18 protein-coding genes and 1 pseudogene are annotated in these 26,509 nt (G+C 57.8%); 13 read left to right on the top strand and 6 right to left on the bottom strand.

Annotated elements, in window-relative coordinates:
• The first annotated feature begins 148 nt into the window (after window positions 1-148).
• The 3 genes from IPP88_22195 (at window position 149) to IPP88_22185 (ending at window position 4,305) form a co-directional block, all read left to right on the top strand.
• The gene (locus IPP88_22195; protein ID MBL0125267.1) at window positions 149-1,813 is read left to right on the top strand and encodes a putative Ig domain-containing protein; all 1,665 of its coding nucleotides are present in this window, start codon (window positions 149-151) and stop codon (window positions 1,811-1,813) included.
• A gap of 253 nt (window positions 1,814-2,066) precedes the next feature.
• On the top strand, window positions 2,067-3,161 hold the full coding sequence (locus IPP88_22190; protein MBL0125266.1) for a hypothetical protein: 1,095 nt from the start codon (window positions 2,067-2,069) through the stop codon (window positions 3,159-3,161).
• A 148-nt stretch (window positions 3,162-3,309) separates the two neighbouring features.
• Window positions 3,310-4,305: a succinylglutamate desuccinylase/aspartoacylase family protein gene (locus tag IPP88_22185; protein ID MBL0125265.1), complete on the top strand. Its 996-nt coding sequence runs from the start codon at window positions 3,310-3,312 to the stop codon at window positions 4,303-4,305.
• Between the two features lie 65 nt (window positions 4,306-4,370).
• Here the strand turns inward: IPP88_22185 and IPP88_22180 are convergent, their stop codons facing one another.
• From IPP88_22180 to IPP88_22170, 3 genes are all read right to left on the bottom strand, one after another.
• On the bottom strand, window positions 4,371-5,609 hold the full coding sequence (locus IPP88_22180; protein ID MBL0125264.1) for a hypothetical protein: 1,239 nt from the start codon (window positions 5,607-5,609) through the stop codon (window positions 4,371-4,373).
• Between the two features lie 125 nt (window positions 5,610-5,734).
• Complete coding sequence (locus IPP88_22175; protein ID MBL0125263.1) at window positions 5,735-7,129, bottom strand: ABC transporter substrate-binding protein; 1,395 nt, start codon at window positions 7,127-7,129, stop codon at window positions 5,735-5,737.
• Window positions 7,130-7,146: 17 nt separating this feature from the next.
• The gene (locus tag IPP88_22170; protein MBL0125262.1) at window positions 7,147-7,482 is read right to left on the bottom strand and encodes a hypothetical protein; all 336 of its coding nucleotides are present in this window, start codon (window positions 7,480-7,482) and stop codon (window positions 7,147-7,149) included.
• Between the two features lie 189 nt (window positions 7,483-7,671).
• Between IPP88_22170 and IPP88_22165 the strand changes: the two are divergent.
• From IPP88_22165 to IPP88_22125, 9 genes and pseudogenes are all read left to right on the top strand, one after another.
• Window positions 7,672-8,812, top strand: a pseudogene (locus IPP88_22165) (N-acetylglucosamine-6-phosphate deacetylase).
• 54 nt (window positions 8,813-8,866) lie between these two features.
• A complete protein-coding gene (locus IPP88_22160) occupies window positions 8,867-9,757 on the top strand; it encodes an N-acetylmuramic acid 6-phosphate etherase (GenBank protein MBL0125261.1) in 891 nt (296 codons plus the stop codon).
• Window positions 9,754-11,082, top strand: coding sequence for an MFS transporter (locus tag IPP88_22155; GenBank protein ID MBL0125260.1), 1,329 nt, complete (start codon window positions 9,754-9,756; stop codon window positions 11,080-11,082). The genes IPP88_22160 and IPP88_22155 overlap by 4 nt, the downstream gene beginning before the upstream one ends.
• Before the next feature lie 13 nt (window positions 11,083-11,095).
• The gene (locus IPP88_22150) at window positions 11,096-12,253 is read left to right on the top strand and encodes a DUF1624 domain-containing protein (GenBank protein MBL0125259.1); all 1,158 of its coding nucleotides are present in this window, start codon (window positions 11,096-11,098) and stop codon (window positions 12,251-12,253) included.
• Window positions 12,254-12,354: 101 nt separating this feature from the next.
• On the top strand, window positions 12,355-13,665 hold the full coding sequence (locus tag IPP88_22145) for a family 10 glycosylhydrolase (protein MBL0125258.1): 1,311 nt from the start codon (window positions 12,355-12,357) through the stop codon (window positions 13,663-13,665).
• 281 nt (window positions 13,666-13,946) lie between these two features.
• On the top strand, window positions 13,947-14,882 hold the full coding sequence (locus tag IPP88_22140; protein ID MBL0125257.1) for an ATPase: 936 nt from the start codon (window positions 13,947-13,949) through the stop codon (window positions 14,880-14,882).
• 23 nt (window positions 14,883-14,905) lie between these two features.
• The gene (locus IPP88_22135) at window positions 14,906-15,718 is read left to right on the top strand and encodes an N-acetylmuramoyl-L-alanine amidase (GenBank protein ID MBL0125256.1); all 813 of its coding nucleotides are present in this window, start codon (window positions 14,906-14,908) and stop codon (window positions 15,716-15,718) included.
• Window positions 15,719-15,757: 39 nt separating this feature from the next.
• On the top strand, window positions 15,758-17,107 hold the full coding sequence (locus IPP88_22130; protein MBL0125255.1) for a serine hydrolase: 1,350 nt from the start codon (window positions 15,758-15,760) through the stop codon (window positions 17,105-17,107).
• 238 nt (window positions 17,108-17,345) lie between these two features.
• Window positions 17,346-20,054, top strand: a complete 2,709-nt coding sequence (locus IPP88_22125; GenBank protein ID MBL0125254.1) for a PQQ-dependent sugar dehydrogenase — start codon at window positions 17,346-17,348, stop codon at window positions 20,052-20,054.
• Between the two features lie 155 nt (window positions 20,055-20,209).
• Here the strand turns inward: IPP88_22125 and IPP88_22120 are convergent, their stop codons facing one another.
• On the bottom strand, window positions 20,210-23,056 hold the full coding sequence (locus tag IPP88_22120) for a hypothetical protein (GenBank protein MBL0125253.1): 2,847 nt from the start codon (window positions 23,054-23,056) through the stop codon (window positions 20,210-20,212).
• A 426-nt stretch (window positions 23,057-23,482) separates the two neighbouring features.
• Here IPP88_22120 and IPP88_22115 point away from each other — a divergent pair, with 426 nt between their 5' ends.
• The gene (locus IPP88_22115) at window positions 23,483-25,675 is read left to right on the top strand and encodes a hypothetical protein (GenBank protein ID MBL0125252.1); all 2,193 of its coding nucleotides are present in this window, start codon (window positions 23,483-23,485) and stop codon (window positions 25,673-25,675) included.
• 55 nt (window positions 25,676-25,730) lie between these two features.
• Here IPP88_22115 and IPP88_22110 read toward each other — a convergent pair whose 3' ends face one another.
• Complete coding sequence (locus tag IPP88_22110; protein MBL0125251.1) at window positions 25,731-26,132, bottom strand: hypothetical protein; 402 nt, start codon at window positions 26,130-26,132, stop codon at window positions 25,731-25,733.
• Window positions 26,132-26,509 (bottom strand): threonine synthase (locus IPP88_22105; protein ID MBL0125250.1); only part of this gene is annotated, 378 nt, incomplete at its 5' end. The genes IPP88_22105 and IPP88_22110, both read right to left, overlap by 1 nt.

Genomic DNA, 26,509 nt, shown 5'->3' with positions numbered 1-26,509 from the left:
CCAATATCACCAGCGCCTTACCGGCCGCTGGCGTTGTGAATACGCCGTACACCCCACCTTTGTTGCAACTGGCTCCCCGGCCCCAACATTTGCGGTGACAGCTGGCGCCATACCAACAGGTTTGACTCCGCTAACTGCAGGTGGCGTATTGGCAGGCACTCCGACGGCTGCGGGCACATTTAACTTTTCAGTTACCGCATCGAATGGCGTAAATCCGCCTTTCACGCAAGTCGTCGCGCTGATTATTGCGCCGGCAGCACAAACGATCACGTTCGCGAACCCGGGCGCGAAAGCATTTGGTGCGGCATTCGCTTCGGGTGCAACCGCGAGCTCCGGCCTTCCAGTAACACTTACATCGACCACCCCGGCCGTATGTACGATCACGCCGGCCAATAGCCTCAATATCACCATGGTGTCGGTGGGAAATTGCACAATCAATGCCAACCAAGCTGGCAACGCGAGCTTCGGTGCTGCACCACAGGTATCGCAGACCTTTGCAATTACCGCAGTTGCACCTGGCCCGCCAACAGGCGTAGCGGGTGCTTCCGGTAGCACGCAAGCAACGATTTCATTCACTGCTCCAGCCAATACCGGCGGCGCGCCGATTGCGGTCAATGGCTACGCGGCAACTTGCACAGGAACGCCGAACGTGACGGTCAATGGCTCCGCGTCACCCATTACGGTGACAGGCCTAACAAACGGGAATATCTACTCCTGCTCGGTTACCGCAACGAATACCGCAACGTTGACCAGTGTGCCATCAGCCAGCGTAGCGGTGAATCCGACGGCGACACCGGTTGCGCCTAGCATTACAAGTGCCAACAGTTTCAATGGATTCACGGTCAACGTGGCAGGTACGACCTTCCCGGTAACCGCCACGGGCACGCCGTCAATATTCACGTTCTCAATAACCGGCACGCTTCCGACCGGGGTCAGCATCAACCCCACGACAGGTGTGATCTCCGGCACGCCCACTCAGGCGGGTACATTCCCCGTCACGATCGGGGTAGCGAACGGTACGTTGCCAAATGCGTCCCAGGCCTTCACGCTGACCGTCGCCAACGCTGCGCAGACGATTACGTTCGCTGGTCCGGCTGCCCAGACATTTAGCGCGGTGCCTGTTGCTCTTGTGGCAACCGCCAGCTCTGGTTTAGTGGTTACATTCACCACCACGACCCCGGCGGTTTGCTCCGTGGCCGGAGCGAACGCGACAATGCTGACGACTGGTACTTGTACGATCGTCGCCAATCAAGCGGGCAACGTTAATTTCGCGGCAGCACCGGCGGTTTCGCGCAACTTCCTGATCAATGCAGCGGGACAGACGATTACCTTTGGTGCCCTGCCTGCACGCGGTTTCAGCGCATCGCCACAGGCGATCAGCCCGCTCGCGACCGCATCGTCGGGCTTGGCGGTTACGTACTCCAGTACAACACCGGCAGTTTGTACGGTCTCAGGTACAACCTTTACGAGTGTTGCACTGGGTACTTGCACGATTGCCGCCAATCAGGCTGGCAATTCCAACTACACTGCCGCACCACAAGTCACGCAGAGCTTTGCAATTGGTCAAGGTGCACAGACGATTGCTTTCAGCGGACTGCAGAACCAGCCACTGGGTACGGCACCAATCGCGGTTTCGGTGACTTCCATCTGGTCTCGCGGTCACGGTGACCTCATTGACACCTGCCGTTTGTACGACTTCGGGTGTAAATGGGACGACTGTGACACTGTTGATTCTGGGTACTTGCACGCTGCAAGGGACGCAGGCCGGGAATGCCAACTTTGCCGCGGCACCAACTGTTACGGGCAGTTTTAGCGTCATTCCACCGGGCGCAGTCAACCTGAGTACATCGAGCAACCCGTCGATCTATCGGGCTCCACTGCTACTTACGGCCGACATAAGCGGTACCAATCCGACAGGATCGGTATCGTTCTTCATATCAAGCCCCAATGGACCGGTCCCTCTCTGTACAGCCGTGCCGTTGGTTTCCGCCCGTGCAACATGCCCGGTTCCTGGCCGCTTGAATGTCACGAACCCGACTAACTACTCGGCAACCTATAGCGGGGATTTGAACAACCCAACCAATACTTCATTCATTCAGCAGCTGGTCAATACCAGTGCAGTCAGTCTGAACGTTGTAACGACACCGATTCAGCAGCCGGTGCCTGGTGCAACAGTCGTATTGAAGGCAACGGTCACAGGAACCAATCTGACTAACAAGGTAGCGTTCAATGAAAATGGCACTGCCTTGCCAGGTTGCGGCGCAGTATCTATCGCCCTGCTACCGGGAGCCACTGACATCGGCGTGGCGAGCTGCACAGTCGCCGGGATCACGGCAGGCACACATAATTATGTTGTGACCTACCTCCACGTGCTGGATGCCGGCTTTGAACAAGCCACGGTGCCAGTGACGACATTGGCAGGAGCTGCCGATTTCACCGATATGTGGTGGGTCGGCTCGGCAGAAAATGGCTGGGGCGCATCAATCACCCAGCATGGCCGGGCTCAGTTCATTGTCTTGTATGTGTATGACGATAGCGGCAATCCGATCTGGTATGTGTTGCCAGATGGCACGTGGAATGCGGCAAATACCGCCTTTACAGGTGCGCTGTATCAGCCGACGTCATCGCCTTTGAGCTTCTATGTTGCTACCGCATTCAACCCACTTGGCATCACCGGTGGCCCAGTAGGAACTGCGACGGTTACCTACACTGGCACGGGGACCGCGACATTGAGCTACACGATTAAAGGCAAGACCGGCAGCAAGACGATTGTGCGTCAGCCATTTGCGACGGACGACGGCCAGCCCAAGCTTCAGGTCGGTGATATGTGGTGGGCAGGCAATCAGGAAAACGGCTGGGGCATGAATATCGCTCAACAAGGCCGCGTATTGTTCCCGGTCTGGTACACCTACGATTCCGCAGGTCGCACAGTGTTCTATACCGTACCGGGCGGCACGTGGAATGGTTCCTCGTTCACGGGTGACATCTACTCGACGGTCAGCTCGGCCTGGCTCGGTGTGAATTACAACCCAGCCCAGTTCGTGGTGACGAAGGTCGGAACGATGACACTGGACTTCAGCGACCAGAGCAACGCGGTCATGACGTACACCATCAATACCCTGACGCAGAGAAAAGTCATCATGAGGCAGCCTTTCCCGTAAAGACGGGCTCCGCCGAATCTCTGGGCCGCATCGATTAACGATGCGGCCCTTTTTCTTTGTGGGTCGCGATACCAAATCATCGTCATTTCAGTTCAGCGCGGTAGAATGCCGGACGATAATTGGCTTCTCAGCGAACGCCGCGTCCTCCATGACCGAACAATCCCCTTTTCCCAGCTATCACTTCAAGTCCATTTCCTGTTCGGGAACTAAACCCGGTCCACGTCTCATCGTGCTCGGCGCGGTACATGGCAACGAAACCTGCGGCATGCAGGCTATCACGCGTGTACTGGACGATATCGACGCCGGTCGCTTGAATTTGTCCGCGGGAACAGTCACGTTTGTGCCGATCACAAACCCGCTTGCCTACCAACGCCGCGAGCGCGCTGGCGATCGGAATCTGAATCGCAACCTGTACCCTGTGGCGGAACCGAAGGATTTTGAGGACCACATCGCCAACTGGCTTTGTCCGTTGCTGGCAAACCACGATGTGCTACTCGACCTGCATTCCACCCGGGCACAAAACCCGGCATTTGCCATGCTTGGGCCCGAAAACAACTCCGGTTCACTGCAGCCATTCACCCACAACGAAAAAGAAAGGGCCCTCGCTCTGCGGCTGGGTGTGAAGCGATTTGTCGAAGGCTGGCTTTCCACCTATGCAAAGGGCGTGAACCGGCGAGTTCGCGAGACATGCTCCGCAGGGCAGCCATTGAACCCTCTGAACACCGACCCACGCTATGGCGTCGGCACGACTGAATACATGCGCTCGGTCGGCGGATATTCGGTGACGCTCGAATGCGGTCAGCATGACGATCCCTCATCGCCGGAAGTGGGCTATCGCGCGATCTTGAATACGCTTGCGCACCTTGGCATGACTGCATCGCCATCGCCGCCGCCTGTCACGGAATACGAAGCGCTCAGGATGTACGAGGTCCATGACAAGAATCACGAGGGAGATACGTTCAGTCGCGCGTGGGCGAGTTTTGATCCCCTGCACAAAGGCGATCTGATTGCTACCCGGCACGACGGCACGCAATTGCTCGCCGAAGACGACGGCTGCATTCTGTTTCCTGATGCGCAAGCGGTCCCGGGTAACGAATGGTTCTATCTCACCAAGACGATACAGAGCATTCAATCAAACTCGTGATCTGGCGGGCATCTCCCGCCACTCTTGCCCGGAAAGGCGCGCCGATTAGCGTTCTAGGATTCCGGTCAATGGAAAAACAGATACGCGATGAAAATCGCCGCCACCACACCTGAGAAATCGGCAAGCAAACCGTAAGTAATCGCATAACGCGTCCGCTTGATCCCGACCGAGCCAAAGTAAAGCGCCACGATATAGAACGTGGTGTCGGCAGACCCTTGGAATATGCACGCAAGGCGACCGACGAATGAATCGGCGCCGTAAGTCTGCATCGCGTCGATCATCATTGCCCGCGAACCGCTGCCGCTGATTGGCTTCATCAGCGCGGTCGGCAAGGCGGGCGTGAAATCGGTGTTCACGCCGAGTTGCGTAAACACCCACGTGAATCCACTCACGATGAAGTTCAGGATTCCGGAATTTCGCAATACGCTGATCGCCACCAGCATGCCGACAAGGTAGGGAATGATTTTCAGCGAGGTCTCGATTCCCCCTTTGGCGCCTTCGATGAACGCGTCGTATACATCGACACGTTTGCGTAGCGCGCCAACAATGAAGCCGACAATGATCGAGAACAGGATCAGGTTGCTCACTACCTTGGAGACGAGTTCAATTTCCGGCTTTGACAGGAAGTAGGTGAAGTACCAGATCAACCCAACAATGCAGGCGGTGATTCCGCCCAACCAGCCGAGGACGACGCTATTCAGCAGATTAATGCGCTGCTTGATCGCGACCGACACCATCGCCACCACGGTGGCGACATACGTTGCAATCAGGGTGGGTATGAAAATGTCGGACGCATCCTTGGCCCCTAGGATGGCGCGCTGCGCCATGATGGAGAGCGGAATGAGCGTCAGTCCGGAGGTGTGCAAAACCAAAAACATAATTTGCGCGTTGCTGGCTTCATCCTTGCTGGGATTGAGGCTCTGCAAGCTCTCCATCGCTTTCAAACCAAACGGCGTGGCGGCGTTATCCAGTCCCAGAAAATTGGCGGAAAAATTCATCACCATGTGACCTGTTGCGGGATGATCTTTCGGCACCTCCGGAAAAATCCGCGAGAAAAACGGCGCAATAATCTTCGCCAGAAGATTGATCGCACCCGCCTTTTCACCAATGTTCAATATCCCCAACCACAACGTCATGATCCCGGCCAGCGGCAAGGCAATATCCATGACGCCGGCCTTTGCCGCGGTAAAGGTACCATCGATGATGCGCTTGAAGACGTCTACGTCACCGAGAAATAGCCATTGCACCAGCGCAGCCAGAAAGCCGACCAGGAAAAAACCCGTCCAGATATAGGTGAGTGCCATCGCGCGATTAACCTGTTTTTCTTGTGTGGTGAGCAGCCAGACTCAATGGCGGCGACTGCCGCGAAATGCAAGGTCGAATGCCTCGCTGTCGCGGCACCTGCAGCAAGAACTGTTCTGAGGAATCGTTACTGGACCTTCACCCACAGTGGTGCGAACTTGTTGTCCGAACGATGAACCAGGCTGACGTTCGCGCGTGATACCCATGGAATCACCTGACGATGCAGCGGTATGACCAGCACTTCGTCACGAATCAGCTCCACCGCCTGATTGATCATGGTCTGCCGCTTGGCCAGATCCATCTCAACATCGGCCTTGTCGATCAGTTCATCCAGCGCCGCATTCTTGAAGTTTCCGTAATTGGTATCGCCAGCACCTTTGTCATTGAGGCTGTGATACAGGGGCTTCAACGTGAACATGCCGTCGCGGTTGTTGTCGCCCCAGCCTTGCATGCATGCGCTGACTTTCTTCTTCGGTGTGCGCTGGAAATACTGTGCCTTTGGCATTGCCTCAACCTTTACATTTACGCCAATGCGCGCCCACATGCCCGCCAGCGCCACGCAGATTTTTTCGTCATTGGTATAGCGGTCGTTCGGGCAATGCAAGGTGAAACCGAAGCCGTTCGGGTAGCCAGCCTCGGCCAGCAGCTTCTTCGAGGCCTCGGGATCAAACGGGAAGCGTTTGTCGAGCGACGCCGGAATGCCCTCGCCCTTCGGATTCGGGTTTCCCAACGCAGTGGGCGTCGACAGGCCACGCATCACCTGGGTCTTGATTGCATTGATATCGATCCCCTGATACAAGGCCATGCGCACGCGCTTGTCCTTGAATGGATTCTTGCCTTTCACGTCCGAAAACAACAATTCGTCACGCGCCTGATCGAGTGCGATGGTGATCACCCGCGTCTCATCGCCATCCCAGACTTTCAGTGCCTTGTCCTCGCGAAGCAAATTCACATCCTGGACCGACGGATCGGGAATGAAGTCGATTTCGCCAGACTTAAGAGCAGCCATTCGCGTCGCGTCGCTGGTGATGGGGCGGTACTCAATGGTGTCAATATTGCTCTCCGAGCGCCCTTCCTTGATGCCCCACCAATCTGGATTCCTGGTGTGCACGATCTTTATGCCCGGTTCATACGAGACCAGTTTGTACGGTCCGGTACCCATGGCATTGCGCGACGCGTACGTGACTTCTTTCGTCGTGAAATCCTGCGGAAGCAGCGCGTTGTTTTTCTCTGCCCACTTCTTGCTCATGATCGGGATTTCACCGATGGAAATAAGGCCGACTGGATTTGGGGTCGCGGTGGTGAATTCGACCGTGTAGTCATCGATCTTTTTGGCGACGCCTGCCGGAATCGAATAGGTCTTGAACTGGTTTGACTTTGCCGCGCGCTCGAAGGAAAAAACCACATCGTCTGCAGTCATGGTGGAGCCATCGTGAAATTTCACTCCCTTACGCAGGGTGATGACGCGCTTGGTCGGGCTGACCACTTTCCAGGAAGTTGCCAACCACGGTGTTGGCGACATATCCTTTCCGGGTTGTATCAGCCGCTCATAAACCAGCGCATTGATCGATTTGGTAAAGCTTTCATCCTGTCCATGCGGATCCTGGGTGGTCGCATCGCCTTTGATGCCCAGCGAAAATTCTTCGCTGAGGCCGGGAACGCCCAGCTCGACAGCGATACCATCAAACAGATCAACAGAATGCGTATAGCCATACCACCTCCAATGTTTTTTTGTGAATTCGCCGGAAACCGCATGCGACTATAAAACGGTTTCGGTTTCTTTTTCAGCTCGCCAAATATGCTCAAAGCAATTGCAGCGCAAAATGAATGCGCCGCAAATGCGCCGACCCTTTGGGATAAAATTGGTTTTATCATAGCGGAATGGCCTGCAAATTGCGAATTCAGATTGAGCGGCGAAATGAATCCCGAATGCCTGATTTGGTTGTGGCACGGGGACAGTTGAATGCATAGGCATCCCGTTGCCGGTTCCATGCCTATTGGTCGCGACGCATTTCTTCGCATCAGGCATTTCACACCGTCCAGATCTTGCGTGACCTGCGTCGCATGAATCGCATCGACGGAAATATTCTGACGCCGCATGGCTTCGTTCGTGGCGCCATCGAGTTCATTCCCGGCGAAGGTAACGGCAACTCCAGTGGTGGCCGATTAACGGGGATTACCGGCGAGGCAATTGAAATTCACAGCTTGCGGGATTCCCCCATGCCCATCATCTTGCCGGGTTTTGTCGATACGCATGTGCATGGCGGCGGCGGGCACGACATCATGGATGGTGGCGAGTCGGTATTACGTATCGCCGAAGTTCATGCGCGCAGTGGGACCACGTCGCTATTGGCAACCACCATGACCGCGCCGATGAGCGATCTGGAAAGCGCCTTTGCCGGCCTGGCGCCCTATTGCGATCGCGCATTACAGCGATCTGGCGCCCCAGCCGCCCGCGTGCTTGGCGTGCATTTGGAAGGTCCCTACATCAATCCCGGCAAACTCGGCGCACAACCGGATTTTGCGCGCCCATTAAATTCAGGCGAGTTGCAACGCCTGAACGCGTTGGCCCCAATTCGGGTCATTACGCTGGCGCCTGAAGTCGCCGGCAATCTGGAGGCGATTGAATCCCTGGTGGCAGCCGGATTCAGAATTCAAATCGGCCACAGCTCGGGCACCTATGAGGATGGCGTAAGCGCACTCGCCAAGGGCGCCAGCGGATTCACGCATCTTTTCAATGCCATGACGGGGTTGCATCATCGCCTTCCCGGCATGGCAGGCGCTGCTCTCGCCCATGCGGAATTTGCGGAAATCATTCCTGATATGTTGCATGTACATCCCGGTGCTATTCGTGTGGCGTTGCGTTGCATTCCCCGCCTGTTCTTCGTGACCGATTCCCGATGGCGAATACCGGCTGGGCCGTCACACCGTAACTAAATGCCTGGGTGGTGTGCGACTGCCCGACGGTACACTGGCGGGATCGACGCTGACCATGGACCAGGCATTCCGCAATCTGGTCAATCAGATTGGACTGGATCTCGCCGATGCGTCGCGACGAGTTTCAACCAATGCGGCCGACTATCTGGGGCTTGCGGATCGCGGCCGGCTCGTGCCGGGCGCGTGGGCAGATATGGTGGTCATTGATCGGGATCTTCAATTGAAGGATGTGTACGTCGAAGGCGTATCGATTGCGCGCGCAGGATAAACCCATTGAAACATTGCGACTCGCAATGAATCGCAATTGAAGGACGCCGCAGAAATGCTTAAAACTGAAACGCCTAGTCTGGAACATACGCGGCTTGATGAGTACGAGGTGATTGACCTCGTCAATGCCTTTGCTGACGATCAGGTGACCGCCGTCAATGCCGTGCGTGCCGCCGCGCCTGAGATTGCCGTGGCAGTTGCCGCCGCTGTGCCTCGTCTTGACGCCGGCGGGCGGCTTGTCTATGTTGGTGCCGGTACATCTGGTCGGTTGGGCTTGCTGGATAGCGTAGAGCTATACCCAACATTCTCGTGGCCACGAGAACGCGCGGTGGCGCTATTGGCGGGCGGCAGGGACGCGGTCTATCAAGCCATAGAAGGCGCAGAAGACAAACTCGAACAGGGTGCAACAGATATCATCGCTGCGGGAGTTAATACTCGCGATGTAGTGCTGCTGCTTGCCGCCGCCGGTACTACGCCCTATGTGCTGGGTGCATTGCGTGCTGCGCGTGAGGCCGGTGCGCTAACCATCGGTATCGCCAACAATCCGGGCGCACCGCTGGTGTTGCAGGCAGAGATCGGTATCACACTCGACACCGGTGCTGAACTCATTTCGGGCAGCACGCGCCTCAAGGCGGGGACGGCGCAGAAGATTACTCTGAACACGTTTTCCAGCGCGGTGATGGTGCGCTTGAACAAGATCTACGGCAACTTGATGGTCGACCTGAAACCGACTAACGCGAAGCTGACGAAGCGTGCGATTCGCCTGACGGCGCTGGCGACCGGCGCCGACGACGCGAACGCGCAGGCCATGTTGGAGTCATGCGACTATCAGGTCAAGGTGGCTATTGTGGCACTCCTGAAAAAAATCAGCGTTGCGAATGCCATGAAAGAATTGGCCGATGCCAAAGGCAGTGTGCGTGCGGCACTTGACGGATCCACTGCATGAGTCGTGTTGCACTGCCTTCAGAGAAGGAGGCCACTCCCAAACCTATCGACGCGGCAAGAAGTGCATGGTGGTGGATTCCGTCGCTGTATTTCGGCCAGGGCATTCCCTATGTCGTCGTGATGTCGCTGTCGGTCATCATGTACAAGAACCTCAACATCTCCAACACCGACATCGCGCTTTATACGAGCTGGCTTTATCTGCCATGGGTGATCAAGCCGTTGTGGTCACCGTTTGTCGACTTGTTCCGCACCAAGCGTTTCTGGATTGTGCTGCTGCAATTGGTGATCGGTGGTTCGCTGGCGCTGGTCGCGCTGACGTTGCCGATGCCGCATTTTTTCCAGATCACGCTGGCGGTGTTCTGGCTGATGGCATTCAGTTCGGCCACGCACGATATCGCGGCGGATGGTTTCTACATGCTCGCACTGGAGCAGCATCAGCAGGCCGCATTTGTCGGCGTACGCAGCACTTTTTATCGCATTGCCATGATTGCGGGGCAAGGCGGCCTGGTATTCCTGGCGGGAAAACTCGGCGAACAGACCGGCAATGTCACGCTGGCGTGGTCGATTGTATTCTTCATCCTGGCGGCGATGTTCTTCGCGCTGTTCGTCTATCACCGGTTCATGTTGCCGGTTCCGACGGGTGACCAGCCCACGGCAGAAGGTGAAAACGTCCTCGACGGTTTTGTGTCGACTTTCGCTTCCTTCTTCAGGCGAAAGGATATCTGGGTTGTTCTCGCGTTTCTGTTGCTGTTCCGTTTCGGGGAAGCGCAGGCGCTGAAACTGGTTGCGCCATTTTTGCTTGATCCCGCGAGCAAGGGCGGACTCGGGCTCTCCACGTCTGATGTCGGTTTGGTATATGGGACGATCGGCGTGATCGCCCTCACTCTCGGCGGATTGCTCGGCGGCTATGCTATTTCACGCCACGGCTTGAAGCGCTGGTTGTGGCCAATGTTGCTGTCCGTGCATCTGCCGAACATTGCGTTTGTGTATCTTGCGTTTGCGATGCCCGGCAATATCTTTCTCATCGCAACCGCGATTGCCGTGGAGCAATTTGGTTACGGCTTCGGATTCGCCGCGTATCTGCTGTTCATGATCATGGTCGCCAGCAACGGGGGCGAAGGCAAGCACAAGACCGCGCATTACGCGATCTGCACCGGTTTCATGGCGCTGGGCATGATGCTGCCGGGCATGGCCAGCGGCTGGTTGCAAGCGCAGCTGGGTTATCAACACTTCTTTATCTGGGTGTGCATTGCCACCCTGCCCTCGTTGGTGGCCGCCGCTTTCGTCAGGATCGATCCGCAATTTGGCAAGAAGGCGGCCGACTGACATGACCGGCGTCATGGGCGCTGCGGCAAACAATCGCCTGATTTCGCTCGACGCGTTTCGCGGCTTCACCATCGCGGGCATGGTGCTGGTCAACAATCCGGGCGATTGGGGACACCTGTATTCACAACTGGCACATGCGAAGTGGAATGGCTGGACCTTCACCGACTGGATATTTCCGTTCTTCCTGTTCATCTGTGGCGTGTCGATGACGCTCTCTTTGAGTCGTCGTGCGGAGACGGGAGAAAACAAGGCTCAATTGCTGCGGCAGTTATTCAAACGCGCGACGCTGATTTTTCTCATCGGCTGCGTGCTCAACCTGATACCGAATTTCAATTTTTCGACAGTTCGCATCCCGGGTGTACTGCAGCGTATTGCGTTGTGTACGATGCTGGCAGCGCCCATCGTGCTGTATTTCAACTGGCGGCAGCAGTGCCTGTGGATCGCGGCGCTGTTCGCTATCTACACAGGGTTGATGTTGATTGTGCCGGTGGCAGATGTTGACGGCCGCATTGCCGCTGGCGTGCTGGAACCGGGGCGCGACTTCGGAGCATACGTAGATCGACTATTGCTCGATGGGCACCTGTGGGTGCAATCGAGAACCTGGGATCCAGAAGGTTTGGTAAGCACGTTGCCGGCGCTTTGCACACAATTGTTCGGCGTGCTGACCGGACGCTGGTTATTGTCTGCATGCTCCAAGGCAGAAAAAACGGTGTGGATGATGATTGCAGGTCTCGCAAGCCTTTGGGTCGGCGCGATCATCGACGCGACATTCATGCCGATCAACAAGAGCCTGTGGACAGTTTCATTTTCAATTTTCATGACGGGCTGGGGATTGCTCATGTTCGCCGTGTTCTACTGGCTCATCGATGGCAACGAATCGCCAACCATTCGCGCGCAATCACAACGCTGGTTGCAGCCCTTTACCATCTATGGCATGAACGCCTTGTTCATCTTTGCGTTTTCCGGTTTCGTCGCGAAAATGCTCGGTTACATCAAATTCGCGCAGGATGGTGGAGGCATGATTTCGCTGAAAGGCGCGTTGTATGCGCCATTGCAGTCATTGCCGATTTCAGCGGTGAATGCTTCGCTGACGTTTGCGATACTGTTCAATCTCGCGATGCTTCTGGTCGCTTGGTTTATGTGGAAGAAAAAATGGTTTGTGAAAGTATAAATTTGCTTGCGCGCCGCCCCCCCCGGCCCCCCCCCCCCCGGGCGCCCCCGGGGATCGAACCCCGTTCGACCACAAGCACTGGCGCGGCTTTCAGGCAATTTATGTCCGGAAAGCCCCGTCAAATGGCGGTCTACGCATTATTATGCTGTGGGATACTGCTTGCCGGCTGCGCTGATATCCCCAAGTCAAGCCGCGACGTCGCCAACGTTCCCCCGCCGATCCCGCGCGAGTTCCGAGCCGCATGGGTCGCGACGGTTGCGAATATCGACTGGCCGAGCAAGCAAGGCCTTTCAACCGAACAACAGCAGCAGGAGATCATTCGCATTGTCGAGCGTGCGCGCGAACTGAATCTCAATGCACTGATCTTCCAGGTGCGCCCCGCTGCCGATGCACTTTACCCTTCGATACTGGAACCCTGGTCGGAATACCTGACCGGTGAGCAGGGAAAGGTGCCCAATCCATACTACGACCCATTGAAGATGTGGATTGACGAATCCCACAAGCGCGGCATCGAACTGCATGCATGGTTCAATCCCTATCGCGCCCGGCATGTGTCGGCGAAGTCGCCCAACGCGCTCACGCACATCGCCAACACCAACCCGGATATCGTCAAGAGCTACGGTGGCTATCTCTGGATGGACCCCGGCGAGGATGCCGCGGCGCAGCGCACACTGGACGTCATTCTCGACGTAGTGCGCCGCTACGACATCGACGGCGTGCATATCGACGACTATTTCTACCCGTATCCGGTCCCCGTCAATCCAGGCGCGCCAGTGACCGAGAATACGCCGGAAGTCGATTTCCCCGATCAGCCGTCGTGGAACCGCTATGCGCGAAATGGCGGCAAGTTAAGTCGCGCTGACTGGCGCAGGCAAAATGTCAACCTGTTGATTGAACGCATACACACCAGCATTCATCGCGAGAAACCGTGGATGCGATTTGGCGTGAGTCCATTCGGCCTGGGACGGCCGGATAGACGCCCGCCAGGCATCACTGGCTTCAGTCAGTACGACAAGATCTATGCCGATGTCGAACTGTGGTTAAAGAACGGCTGGATGGACTACCTCGCCCCGCAACTCTACTGGCCGATCGACCCGCCGCAGCAAGCATTCGGCGTCTTGATGGAATACTGGATCGGCCAGAACAAGGCCCGCCGTCACATCTGGCCCGGTATGTTTACCAGTCGCATCGATGCATCGCCGAAGTCTTGGAAGCCAGAGGAAATTGTCAATCAGGTCGCGCTGATGCGAACGCGAAAAACGATTGATGGGCATATCCACTTCAGCATGGCTGCATTGATGGAAAACCGGAAGGGCATTGCCGATCAATTGAAGGCGGTCTATGCGACACCGGCGCTGATTCCAGCCATGCCCTGGCTTGAAAACGATCGCCCGCCATGCTCCTCAGATTAATCGGTGGAACCATGCAGCGCGACGGCAAACTGGGAGGTATCGAGTTTGGCGAAGCGACACGGCAAACCGCCTGACGTGGCTTGCGGTCTGGACTCGAGTCATGGCAAAACTGGCGATCTTTACCGCTTCCGGTCCGTGCCAATGGAGCCGGCGACTTCATGATGCGCGTCGACGCAAAACGGACGCTGGACCTATCGATCGGACAGAGATTTCGGCAGTCGGGCGGCAATTCGCAATGATCGCTTTGGGACGAAGGCATTCCCGCGATCTGACCGCTGAAGATGAAATTGCGAGAGCTCCATGACCAGTATCTTCATCATTTTGGCCTCGGCATTGACGCCGGTGGCACCCAAACCCGCTGGGCAATCGCCAACGCGAATGATGACATCGTTGCTGATGGCAGTGTCGTGGGATTGACTGCTCTGCAAATGAGCACCGACGCGGGACGCGCGCACATCCGTGAATGCATGCACGCGATTGCCCGCGCGCTGCCACCCGGATATCGCCCGTCACACATCTGTGCGGGCATGACCGGTTTCACCGAGCGAGGTGAATTGATTCGCGCGTTGATCGCATCGGCATTCGGCACCAATGTCGAAGCCGTCACCCTGCACAGCGACATCGAGATTGCCTGCCTCGACCTGTTCGCCCCGGGCGAAGGCTATGTTGTCTATGCCGGTACTGGCAGCATCGCGGCGTTTATCGATTCCGCTGGTACTTTTCATCGCGCCGGCGGGCGCGGGGCTATTCTTGACGATGCGGGCGGCGGCTTCTGGATTGCGATCGAAGCGCTGCGACATATCTGGCGTGGCGAAGATGCCCTGCCCGGTTCATGGTGCGATTCGCCGATGGCAATCGAATTGTTCAATCGACTCGGCGGCAGTGACTGGGCGAAGTCGCGTGAATTTGTCTATCAACGAGAGCGCGGCGAGATCGGCACGCTCGCGCTGGCGGTCGCTGCAACCGCGGACCGGGATCCGGCGGCATTGCGTATACTTCAGCGCGCCGGTGCGGAACTCGCCCGACTGGGCAATGCAATGCTTTCACGCTTTGGCCCGCGCCCAATGGCGCTGGCTGGGCGTGTCGCGCAAATGCACCCGGTCATCGAACAGACCATGCGCGCCGCGTTACCATCGGACGTTGACCTAAACGTGCGAACCAGCGACGCGCACGTCGCGGCAGCAAGAATTGCCGCCCGCGCGGCCAAATCAACTTGAGCCATCGAGGCTAGGACACCGTCATGAAACGAATGCTCGTCACCCTGCTTCTCGCCCTGCTCTCCGGCTGCGCAATGGGCCCGTATATTGACCGAACCTATACGTCAGTGAGCCAGGATAGCCGTGCGCAATTCCTGATCATCCATTACACCGCGCTGGACTTTCCGACGTCGCTAAAGGTGCTAACCGAAGGCGGCGTCAGTAGCCATTATCTGGTGGGCGACAATCCCCCCACGATCTACCAACTGGTTGACGACAATCGCCGCGCCTATCAGGCAGGCGTGAGTTCCTGGAAGGGGCAGACGCAATTGAATGCGGCGTCGATCGGCATCGAAATCGTCAATCTGGGTTACCAGAATACCCCGCAGGGCCGGATTTATTTTGACTTTCCGGCTTCGCAAATTGATGCGGTGATTGCACTGGTAAAGAAAATCATGGCCGAGCATGGCATCAAGGCGGACCGGGTGTTGGCTCACAGCGATATTGCCCCGCAACGCAAGCCCGACCCGGGTCCGCGCTTCCCGTGGAAGCGCTTTGCCGATGAGGGATTGATTCTTTGGCCGGACTCCGCATTGGTCGCGCAGAAGAAGTTAATTTACGAACAGGACTTGCCTAATATCGACTGGTTTCAACAGAAACTCGCGAGTTTCGGATATGCGGTTCCACTTAACGCGGAATTTGACGAGCCTACCATCAAGGTGATCGCCGCTTTTCAGATGAAGTACCGGCCATCGTTGTTTGATGGCATGCCGGACGCAGAAACCGCCGCGATGCTGGATGTGCTGACAACGCCGCCGGCGCCTGCAACAGAAACGGCGTCACGTCCGGGAAAGTGAATAGACAGCATGAGATCGAAATTCGCAGCCTGGCTCGGCATGGGCCTGCTGGCGATGTCAATTAGCAGTCAGGGCACAGAGCCGGATATACCAAAGGGCGCGTCGGCTGCCATCGTCTCGCTGGACGCAGAATTGGCCGCCATCGTGCAGGACACCGCACGCCCACTCGCCAGCCTGTCGGTGCTGGCGGTGCGCGATGGGAAAGTTGTATATCACAAGCAGTTTGGCCGCCGCTTCATCGACGAAAAAACACCTGCGAACAGCAAGCCGGCCAATTCTTCAACGCAGTACCGCATCGCGTCGATCTCCAAACTGGTTACCACGCTCGGCGTGCTGCGCTTGGTCGAGGATGGCAAACTCGCACTCGATCGGGACGTGAGCGATTATCTCGGTTACCGGCTGCGCAATCCGTACTTTCCGGATGACCCGATTACGTTGCGCATGTTGCTCACCCATACTTCCTCGCTGCGTGACGAGGGCGGCTATTACTGGGAAGCGAAACATGCGCTGAAGGACGCGCTGCTGCCGGCTGGATCGTTGTACGGTACGGGCGCCATGTGGGCACAGAACGCGAAACCCGGCGCATATTTCCAGTACGCCAACCTGCCCTGGGGAGTCATTGGCACCATCATGGAACGCGCCAGTGGTGAACGATTTGACCGCCTGATGAAACGGCTGGTTCTCGATCCACTGGGCTTGCGCGGCGGATTCAATCCTGCGGAATTCTCCAAAGCCGATCTCGATAACACTGCCGCGCTCTATCGCAAGGCAATTGAGGTGAATGACAAACACGTCTGGAATCCTGCGGGTCCGTGGGTGCCGCAGGTCGACGATTACAGAAAGGTGTCGCCGGTGCCGCGTGCAGGGCCGGACTATGTGATCGGCACCAACGGTACGGCGTTCGGCCCGCAGGGAAACATCCGGCTGTCCGCCGCGGATCTGGGAAAGATCATGCTGATGCTGATGAACAACGGCGTGCACGCGGGCAAGCCATTTCTGAAATCGCAAACCATTGAGACCATGCTTTCCGTCCAATGGCGCCACGACGCAGTTGCCAATAACGGCAGCAGCTCCTATGGCACACACAAGGACCAGTTCAATGCGTGGGGGCTCGGCAATCAGCAATTTCTGGACCTAAGCGGCAAAGGGTCGGGAGATCGACTTGTTGATGGCGGCGGTTTCAAAGCCGTCGGTCATCTGGGTGATGCATGGGGGTTGACGTCCGCGCTGGTGTTTGACCGGATAAAAAGGAATGGGATGATCTATTTGATCGGCGGGCCGGGATTTGATCCCGACACTAACCCGGGAAAGTACTCCGCGATGTATCGGCATGAGGAGAAGATTCTTAACGCGATCTACCAGCGTGTGATTGCCGGCGCGGTCTATTGATCCGTCGGCAAGGCGGTTCGGGCGTCTTTTTGCCCGGTCGCCCTGCCAGAGCCTGGTTTCCGGATTTGTTCGGAACATGCATGCGCGCCGAATCATGGGTCAGTTTGCCCGCTGCCGCTCGCATGCAGGCGCTTGCGCATGCATGCCACATCAGCTAAGGTTCTCCCAACAACAAAAAAGGCATCATCGCGCACAAACGAACGCCAGCAGGGAGGCAGTCTTCTTTCGGAGTTTTCAATTGCGCAAGTATTTTCTCCCCCTGCTTCTCACGATCATTTCATGGTGCCTCGCACCGGCTTCCTTCGCCAATATCACGCTGGCGCCACTGGCAAGCGGCCTCAATTTGCCCGTGGACATCGCCAACGCGGGTGACGGCAGCGGTCGCGTGTTTGTCGCCGAGCAAACTGGCCGCATTCGCATCATTCAGAATGGTTTTTTGCTGACGACGCCGTTTCTGGATCTCACGACTGCACCCGCCATTGTGACGAGCGGCGGGGAGCGCGGCTTGCTCGGGCTGGCGTTTCATCCGGACTACGCTACTAACGGCTATTTCTTCGTCTATTTCACCTCGACGACGAGTGCGGGGGCGGGAATTGCGCTGGGCGATATTGTCATCGCGCGGTTTACTCGATCTACCGCAGATCCAAACATCGCCAATCCGGCATCGCGCGTGAACATCCTCACCATCCCGCATCCGGGTCAATCCAATCACAACGGCGGCGCCTTGCGATTTGGACCGGGCGGTTTCTTGTATGCAGGCGTGGGTGATGGCGGTAGGCGGCGGCGACCCGATCGGTTCGGTCAGAATCTCAACACGCTTCTCGGCAAGATCATTCGCCTCAATGTCGATATTGCCGCACCCTATATTCCGTCGACCAATCCGTTCATCGGTGTCGGCGGCGCACGTCCGGAAATCTGGGCCTACGGCGTGCGCAATCCGTGGCGCATCAGCTTCGACCGATTGAATGGTGATTTTTATATCGGCGATGTCGGCCAGAACGCGTGGGAAGAAATTGATCGGCAACCAGCCGATAGCAGCGGCGGTGCGAATTATGGCTGGAACATTCTCGAAGGCAATCATTGCTACTTCCCATCATCTGGCTGTAACTTGACGCCAGCAAACTACGTCGCCCCGATTCTTGAGTACAGCCACACGGTAGGCCAATCCGTGACCGGCGGTTACGTGTATCGCGGCGTAAGTACGCCTGACCTTGCCGGCAAATATGTGTTCGGCGATTACGTACAGTCGAAACTTTTCGTCAATGATCCGCCCGGTAGCGTCACCCAGATCCCCAGCCTGACGCCGCAAGTCAGTACCTTCGGCGAAGGCCAAAACGGCGAACTCTACCTCGCCAACTATTCCAATGGCACGATTTACAGTTTTTCATCGTCCACTGACACGCTCCCTGACCAGTTGGTCTTTTTCCCGCTCAACAATGTCGCAACGAGCCTCCCTGTGGTGTCGAATTTGGTCAAACTTACCGGCCTCGGTGCGCTAACAAACATCTCGATTTCCAACGGCGAATACACACTCTCGACCACCCCCTCCACGAGTTGCTCAGTTCCGTACACGACCACTGCGACTCAGACTTCGACAGACGCCTACATTTGTATACGGCATACCAGTGCCAATACCGGCAGCACTGTCAAGACTTCAACGCTGACGGTCGGCACCGCGACCTTCACATTCACCTCGACCACGGTGGCGGGGCCGCCCGTGTTCGACGTGACGCCATCGATAATCGGTAACGGCTTCCTCAGTCCGCTGGGCGTGCAACAGGTCGTACAGGGCCAAACGACGCCTTTCACGATCACGCCAGCCGTCGGGCACAACGCTGTCGTCACCGGTACCTGCGGTGGCACGCTCAATGGCGTCAATTACGTCACGCTGCCCATCACCGCCAATTGCACGGTGATTGCCACCTTCACGCTCAATAACTATGCTGTCACGCCGAGCGCCGGGGCAAACGGTACGATCGCGCCCACCACCGTACAGAACGTCAACCACGGCGCATCGACCAGCTTCACGATTACGCCCCATGTCGGCTACTCGGCAAACGTCGGTGGCACCTGCATGGGTACACTGAACGGAAATCTCTACACCACCGGGCCGATTACGGCGGCGTGCAGTGTGGCGGCCTCTTTCACACCTTTGCCGCCAACCGTTCCCGGCGCGCCAACTATTGGCGCGGCCGTTCCCGGAAACTCGCAGGCAAGCATCAGTTTTACTCCGCCGACGAACGACGGCGGCGCCGTGATCTCTACATACAACGTGACCTGCAGCCCTTCAGGGGCGACCGCGGCAGGTGCGACCTCGCCGATCACTGTTAGCGGGCTACCAAACGGTATTCTGCAATCGTGCAGCGTGACCGCAACCAATTCAGTCGGTCCCGGCCCCGCATCGGCAACCGTGGACGTGACAGCGACAAACGGTGCACCGCTGACGCGGGTCGGAGTGAAATCCCGAAAGATTCACGGCGCGACAACATACAATTTGCCGATCGCGACGGCTGGCCCGGTGACGGTCGAATCACGCATGAGTGGCACGGGGCACCGTATCGTTTTCGAATTCAATCTGCCGATCACGAATCCCGGCACGGCGATCGCCACGGATGCATCGGCAGCGCAGGTGGGCCAGGCGTTCACGAGCGCATCCGGCAACGATGTCATCGTCAACCTCATCGGGATTGCCGACAATCAGCGCATCACCCTCACGCTGAACGATGTAAACAGTCCGGGATTCACGACCTCTGTTTCGCTCGCTTTCCTGGTCGGCGACGTGAACAGCACGCAATCCGTAAACGCCAGCGACATCAGCGCGGTCAAGGCGCGCGGAAATCAGCCGCTGGATGTCGCGAATTTCCGTTTTGATCTGAATGCATCGGGCGCAATTGATGCGGCCGATGTGGCTGCGGCGAAGGCGCGGTCGGGGCGGGTCATACCGTAAACATCACGGGTCGTACTGCCCCATGCAGACGGCAGGTAGCCGGAACTTCCGTTAAAACACTAGCACCGGCGGGGCGTTCAGGCCGATATGTCGCCAGGAGGCGCGCCAGTGCTTGACTTTTGCGACGCGCCCCAGGAATTCCGCGCCTTTGATGCCTACGGCGCCAGCGTCCCCGGCCGCGCCTTCACGGCCGCGATGTCGGCAGCGCTGATGACGCCTGTCGCGTTCACATCGAATTTGAAATTCAGCACCGTGGTGGTGTGCGCCGAGCGTGCCTTGACGACACTGGTATCGGCGGCGGAAACGGTGCGCGTGTTGTTCACATCACCCACCAGAAAACCAATCGATGCGGAGGCATTGGTGCCCGGGCTATTGATGTCGGTCAGAGAGATCTTGGCGCGCCGGTTGTCTGGCACGCCGGTAAGGGTCACGACCACATCGTTGCCGCTGATCGCAAACGCAGCCGAACCGACATCATTCAAACCGGCAGCATCTTTCGACGTCACGCCACCTACCGAGGTGACCGGCCCGCTGAACTGGAAGACAATTTTGTGACCCGCGCCGATCGCGCGCGATTCGACGGCGACCAAACCGCTGGTGGCGATAGCCGGATCGATACTGAGATCAAATGCGCCAAGCGGCCCATGCGTTTTCCGCGATTTCACTGACAGCAGTGAGAACGATCCGCCGGTGAAGGTGGCGACAACGGTCGTCGCGAGGTTCACGGTCACCACGCAGGTTCCAGTGCCGGTACAACCCCCACCGCTCCAGCCGGAGAACGTGGAGCCCGCCGATGGCGTGGCGGTAAGCGTGAGCACCGATCCGGCGGCGACCGACGCGGCACAGGTGTCGCCGCAATTGATGCCGACCGGCGACGATGTGACCGTGCCGGCGCCGATCTTGGTCACTCTCAGGATGGGTGTCTGGCCGGCGTCATTGGTGTAGAAACCATTCTCGAGCGATAACGAAATCAGCACGGAGTCGTCGGCGCCAATGCCGAAGCTGCGGATATCGCTGCCTAGCAGGTTCGCGGAATACGGCACAAACGACGTACCGCCGTTGGTCGACAGGTAGACCGCCGGATTGCCAATTTGGGCGGAAACGCCGGCATAGATATCGCCGCCGGCCGTAACGCGTACCTGTGATATTTTGTGGCCGGGCAGAATGTTGTTCCAGGTGGTGCCGCCGTCGATACTCCTTTGCAGACCGGAACTGGCCACTAGCGTGCCATTGGCATTCACGTGGTAATTGGCAATGTAGATTTCATTCGAGTTGCCCGGGCGCACGCGGACGACATTCGAGCCCAATGGCGAGCCGGCGCCATCGACCGCCGAATATTTTTGCGTCCAGTTGGCCCCGCTATTGGTGGATTTGAAAACACCGTCGCTGGTCGCCGCCCAGACGATGCTGGGATTGTTGAGGTCGACGGTCACGATATTGATGTTCATGGCCTTCGGTGTCGTAGAAAGGCCGGTACTGGACAATACCCAACTGGTGCCGCCATTGGTGCTCTTGTAAACACCGCCCTCGTCGCTCAGTCCCAGAAACACGTTCTGCGAATTGGTGGGGTCGATGGCGAGACGGCTTGATTTCCCGATCATGTTGGGCAGGCCATTGTTGATGGCAACGAATGACGTGCCGCCATTGGTACTCTTGAAGATGCCGCGATTGTTGGTGGTGATATAGAGGTTTGCCGGCGTCAGGCGGTCCTGATAGACCACGCCGTCATTGGTCGCGCCGGTGACACCATTGTCAAGCAAGGTAAACAACGCCGGACTGTTGTAGTCCCCATAGATATTGCTGACCTTCAACGGAAATTTAAGCGCGAGATAAGCGATGCTGGGTGTATCGCGATCATGCGAGATTGCATTTACACGACCTCCGTTCATGTCGCCGGCCAACTGAAGCGTCGTCCCGTCGTTGGTGGTTTTTACGACCCCTTCAATCGTCGAAAGGTAATAGAGCCCCGCAATGCCCGTTACCGGGGAACTTATCCCGCGTGCGTATTTCGCATCGCTGTCGGTGGCGGTGCTGCCCCACGGTGACCAGTTCAGGCCGCCATTGGTCGTCCTGTAGATCCCCTGCTTATCGAGACCGATGTATTGAATCAAACCGGTTTCGCGATTGATGCCGCCGAGCGCGGCATAGCCCGTGGGCAACCCTGCTTCCGAAAGCGCCCAATTCGCACCGGAATCGGTGGAACGGTACACACCGCTGCCATGAACGTATACGAGTAGCTCGGCCGTTCCGGTGGCGCCGCTAAAGGTGACATTGAATGCGTTTGTCCCGGTAATTCCGTTATTGGCTGCGGACCAGGTTGCGCCGCCGTCGGTGCTCTTGAATACGCCGTAATTGGAGGTGGCCAGATAATAAGTGGGTTGTGTTGGTGGGGTGGGGGTTGTGCGGTTCAGCCCAGACGATTGCACGTCACCCGGAAGCGATCCGGTCAAACCCGGGGCGGGCCCTAACCGCGTCCAGTTGGCGCCATCATCAACGCTGCGATAGACACCACTTCCATTGCGGCAAGACGTTGATACCAGCAAGGTGCGCGGTTGCGTGGCGACGACAACTGACGCGGTGCGCACATCCAGACAACCCAGCGCGGTCGCGCCACTGCCGTTAATGGCGGTCCATGTGGCGCCGCCGTCGGTGGTTTTGAAAATCCCCGCGCCGTCGGTCACTGCATAAAAATCCGTGGTCAGCGTCGTGCTGACGGCCACGTGCGCGCGCACCTGACCAATCGGGATGCCGGTGTTGATGGTCTGCCACGTGACCGACGTGCCGTTGTCGATACCCTTGTACATTCCATTTGTCAGCGTCGAGGCAAACAAGGTATGCGTGCCCGCGACGGGATTGTTGGCGTACACCGTGATATTGCGAACCAACGGCCCCGGCGTGAAGCGATAGGTCCATTGCGCGAAAGCGTTTTCAACGACGACGGCGGATGCAAATAGCGCAACAGCCGTGATTGACAATAACCGAACGAAACGTGGTGCACCCATGATGAGTTCTCCCATTCCACTGTCAAGGCAGTCTCACGACTGCGAATCGGCCTCCCGGTGCGGCAACAAGCGACTGAGTCATCGATGTGTCGGTCGTGTCATGGAGGCATGTGCCCGTGCCTGGTTCTCCGGCATTCACGGGCGACGGTGGCGAGTTGGCTCTGTCCGTCTGACTGTTTCAATTTACTAGCTTCAAATGGCAGGGTCAATCACACTGCGCAAACATCTCGCAATGATCTTTCCTTGGTATTGTTTGCGTGCGCATCAAAGCCTAGCACCGGCGCGGCACTTCGGGCAAAACGCCTTTGAAAGGCGCGCCAATGCTGGAGTTTGCTATTTTTCGCCGTGTGTTTACCGAATACAGACCAGTTCACGTAAATTGGCATTTGGGTTTCCTCTGAAGACCCGGACTCGCGAAGCCGCTATATGATTTCCAGACGCAACGGTTCCCATGTTCTGCGCCGCCGAACTGGCATCCTCGCCATCATGCTGGCGGGTATTGCCGCGCTAAGTCATGCCGATAGCCAAGTGGGCCTCGATGCACGCGTGTCCATTGGCGCGTACATGAACGGCATGCTGCCGGCGACTTCCAGCGACCCGATGCCGGCCACGCTGACGTTGACGGGCGTCTTCACCGACGTACCCGCACGCACGCCGCATCCGGGCTTTATGCCCTATGACGTGAATTCGCCGCTGTGGACGGACGGCGCCGAAAAGTCGCGCTTCATCGCCATCCCATTCAACAGCAGCGAGCCGACCAATCCTGTCACGTCGCCGCGCATCGGCTTCGCGGCCAACGGCAGCTGGAGTTTTCCCAATGGCACCGTGATTATCAAGAACTTCGATATGAGGAGCCCGGGCGCGGCATTTCCGGTGCGCAGGCTCGAGACCCGTGTTCTGGTCCGTAATGCCGACGGCAGCATTCGCGGCGCGACTTATCGCTGGATCCCGCCGGTTCAGGGTGTCCATAGCGAGGCTGAACTGGTGTCCGCGCCGCTGGACGAAACGCTGGTCATCACCGAGGCGGATGGCTCGACGCGCAACCAGGTCTATTCCTATCCCGGCCCCGACGATTGCGTGCGTTGCCACAATTCCAGCGCCGGCATGGTCCTCGGCATCCGCACCGCGCAGTTGAATGGCGACTTCACCTATCAGAGTACCGGACGCACCGACAACCAGTTGCATACCTGGGACCTGCTCGGCATGCTCGATACGCCGCTCAACGCCGCCTCCACCTATCCGCGCGCGGTTGCGATCGACGATGTTTCCGCGCCGCTGGAGCATCGCGTGCGCTCCTATCTTTCGTCGAATTGCGCGCACTGCCATCAACCTGGTGGCGGCGGCCCGATTTTCGATATGCGTTTCGAGACGCCGACGCAAAACACCAACCTCATCGGGCCGTTTGGAGGACTGATTCGCGATGACCTCGCCAACTCGCGCCTCTACGTCCGCGATTCCGCCCTGCCGGGAAATTTTCCGGGCCCAATGCCGCCGCTGGCGCGAAACATACCGGACCCGCGCATCCTGAATCTGTATGACCAATGGGTCAACTACAGCTACGACGTGATTTCCGCGACCCGACTGAGTCCCACCCAGATTCGGCTGCTGTTCAATCGCGCGGTCGAGGCGGTCAGTGCGACAACAATCGACAACTACGCGATCGATAACGGGGCGAGCATCACGCTGGCCGTCGCCGACACCGATCCCGCGGCGGTGATACTCACCACCACACCGCTGACAACAGGCGCGTCATATTCCGTGACAATCAACAACGTGAGGGAATTGGCGGCGCCGCGGAATCTGATCTGGCCGAATACCACCGTCTCCTTCCCGACCGTGCCGGATGCACCCGCATTGAATGGGATTCAGGCGGGCAATGGCATGGCCACGTTGTCGTTCTTGCCGCCCGCCTTCGATGGCGGTGCGCCGATCACCGGCTATGCCGCCTCGTGCACCAGCGCCATCCTGCCCGCCGTGACTGGCAGCGGAACGGATTCGCCGATTGTCGTCACCGGACTCGCCAACGGGTCGCGCTATTCGTGCGCCGTCATTGCGACCAATTCCATCGGTTCAAGTACCGCATCGAACATCGTGGTCGTCACGCCATTCAGCCCGGCACCGCTCCTGACGGGCGTTGTCTCCCGAAAAGCCCATGGAAATGCCGGCCCATTTGACCTGCCCATCGACAGCCGGATGCCGATAAGCGGCAACGTGACGGTTGAGCCACGCCACATCGGCAATGGCCATCAGGTCGTATTTCAGTTCGACACGGCGATCATTGCCGCCGGCAATGCGATGGTGACGTCCGGCAACGCGATCGCACAGTCTGCCGGCAGCGAGGTCATCGTGACCCTCAGCGGCGTTGCCGACGCGCAACGCGTCACAATCTCGCTTACCGGCGTGAATGGCGCAGGCACCGCGTCGGCGTCAATCGGTTTCCTCGTTGGGGACGTCAACATTACGCGCCGCGTGGATGCCGCCGATGCAAGTGCCATCAAGGCGCGTACGGGTCAACGGGCAAACGCCGGAAACTACTTCTATGACCTGAATGCTTCCGGGGTCATTACCGTCTCCGACGTATCGGCGGCGAAGGCACGGTCAGGAGGGGGAATACCGTAAAACCAAGCACTGGCGCGGCCCCCAGGCCGCAATGCCGCCAGCAGGCGCGCCAACGCTAGACTTTGCCTACGACCCGTGCGATCAAATGCTTCACTTCCGTGGCATCTACATCCATCACTTCGAATTGCTGCGGAAGCGCTTCAATACCTTCGTATTGCGGCGGTCGCGCGGGCTTCCGCCCGAGCGCTTCCACGATGCTCGCCTCGAACTTCGCCGGCAACGCTGTTTCCAGGCAGATGAGCGGCACACCCGGTTCGCGATGCGCCAGCCCGACCTTCAATCCATCCGCCGTATGCGTATCAATTTCGATTTGATACTTCTGCCAGACGTTGCGGATGGTGTCGATGCGATCCGCATGTGAACTGCGGCCGGAAATGAAACCAAAGGCCGGCATGCGTTTCCAGATGTCGCCGCAGTCGGAGACATTGAAGCCGCCTTCGTGTTCGACTTTGCGCATCAGTTCGCGCACGCAGGCGGATCGCGCCACAAAAAGTCGTACAGGAAACGTTCGAAATTCGACGCCTTCGAAATATCCATCGACGGGCCTGATGTCTGCAGGGTTTCCGCGGCCTTTCTCGGGCGGTAGTTGCCGGTACGGAAAAACTCGTCAAGCACGTCATTTTCGTTGGTGGCGACGATCAGGTGTTTGATCGGCAAGCCCATCATGCGCGCGATATGCCCTGCCAGCACGTTACCGAAATTGCCGGACGGCACGGCGAACGAAACCTTTCCTCGTTGGAGGCGGTGACGGCAAAAATAGCCCTTGAAGTAGTACACCACCTGCGCAACGATGCGGCCCCAGTTAATTGAATTCACCGCGCCGATTTTGTATTT

Source organism: Betaproteobacteria bacterium (assembly GCA_016720925.1).
Lineage (GTDB): Bacteria > Pseudomonadota > Gammaproteobacteria > Burkholderiales > Usitatibacteraceae > UKL13-2.
This window is presented reverse-complemented; position numbering and strand designations above follow the sequence as displayed.

Coding starts and splice junctions, on each gene's coding strand:
- IPP88_22185 (MBL0125265.1), top strand. CDS start 3,310: ATGACCGAACAATCCCCTTTTCCCAGCTATCACTTCAAGTCCATTTCC.
- IPP88_22180 (MBL0125264.1), bottom strand. CDS start 5,609: ATGGCACTCACCTATATCTGGACGGGTTTTTTCCTGGTCGGCTTTCTG.
- IPP88_22175 (MBL0125263.1), bottom strand. CDS start 7,129: ATGTCGCCAACACCGTGGTTGGCAACTTCCTGGAAAGTGGTCAGCCCG.
- IPP88_22170 (MBL0125262.1), bottom strand. CDS start 7,482: ATGATAAAACCAATTTTATCCCAAAGGGTCGGCGCATTTGCGGCGCAT.
- IPP88_22160 (MBL0125261.1), top strand. CDS start 8,867: ATGCTTAAAACTGAAACGCCTAGTCTGGAACATACGCGGCTTGATGAG.
- IPP88_22155 (MBL0125260.1), top strand. CDS start 9,754: ATGAGTCGTGTTGCACTGCCTTCAGAGAAGGAGGCCACTCCCAAACCT.
- IPP88_22150 (MBL0125259.1), top strand. CDS start 11,096: ATGGGCGCTGCGGCAAACAATCGCCTGATTTCGCTCGACGCGTTTCGC.
- IPP88_22145 (MBL0125258.1), top strand. CDS start 12,355: ATGTCCGGAAAGCCCCGTCAAATGGCGGTCTACGCATTATTATGCTGT.
- IPP88_22140 (MBL0125257.1), top strand. CDS start 13,947: ATGAAATTGCGAGAGCTCCATGACCAGTATCTTCATCATTTTGGCCTC.
- IPP88_22135 (MBL0125256.1), top strand. CDS start 14,906: ATGAAACGAATGCTCGTCACCCTGCTTCTCGCCCTGCTCTCCGGCTGC.
- IPP88_22130 (MBL0125255.1), top strand. CDS start 15,758: ATGGGCCTGCTGGCGATGTCAATTAGCAGTCAGGGCACAGAGCCGGAT.
- IPP88_22120 (MBL0125253.1), bottom strand. CDS start 23,056: ATGGGTGCACCACGTTTCGTTCGGTTATTGTCAATCACGGCTGTTGCG.
- IPP88_22115 (MBL0125252.1), top strand. CDS start 23,483: ATGATTTCCAGACGCAACGGTTCCCATGTTCTGCGCCGCCGAACTGGC.
- IPP88_22110 (MBL0125251.1), bottom strand. CDS start 26,132: ATGCGCAAAGTCGAACACGAAGGCGGCTTCAATGTCTCCGACTGCGGC.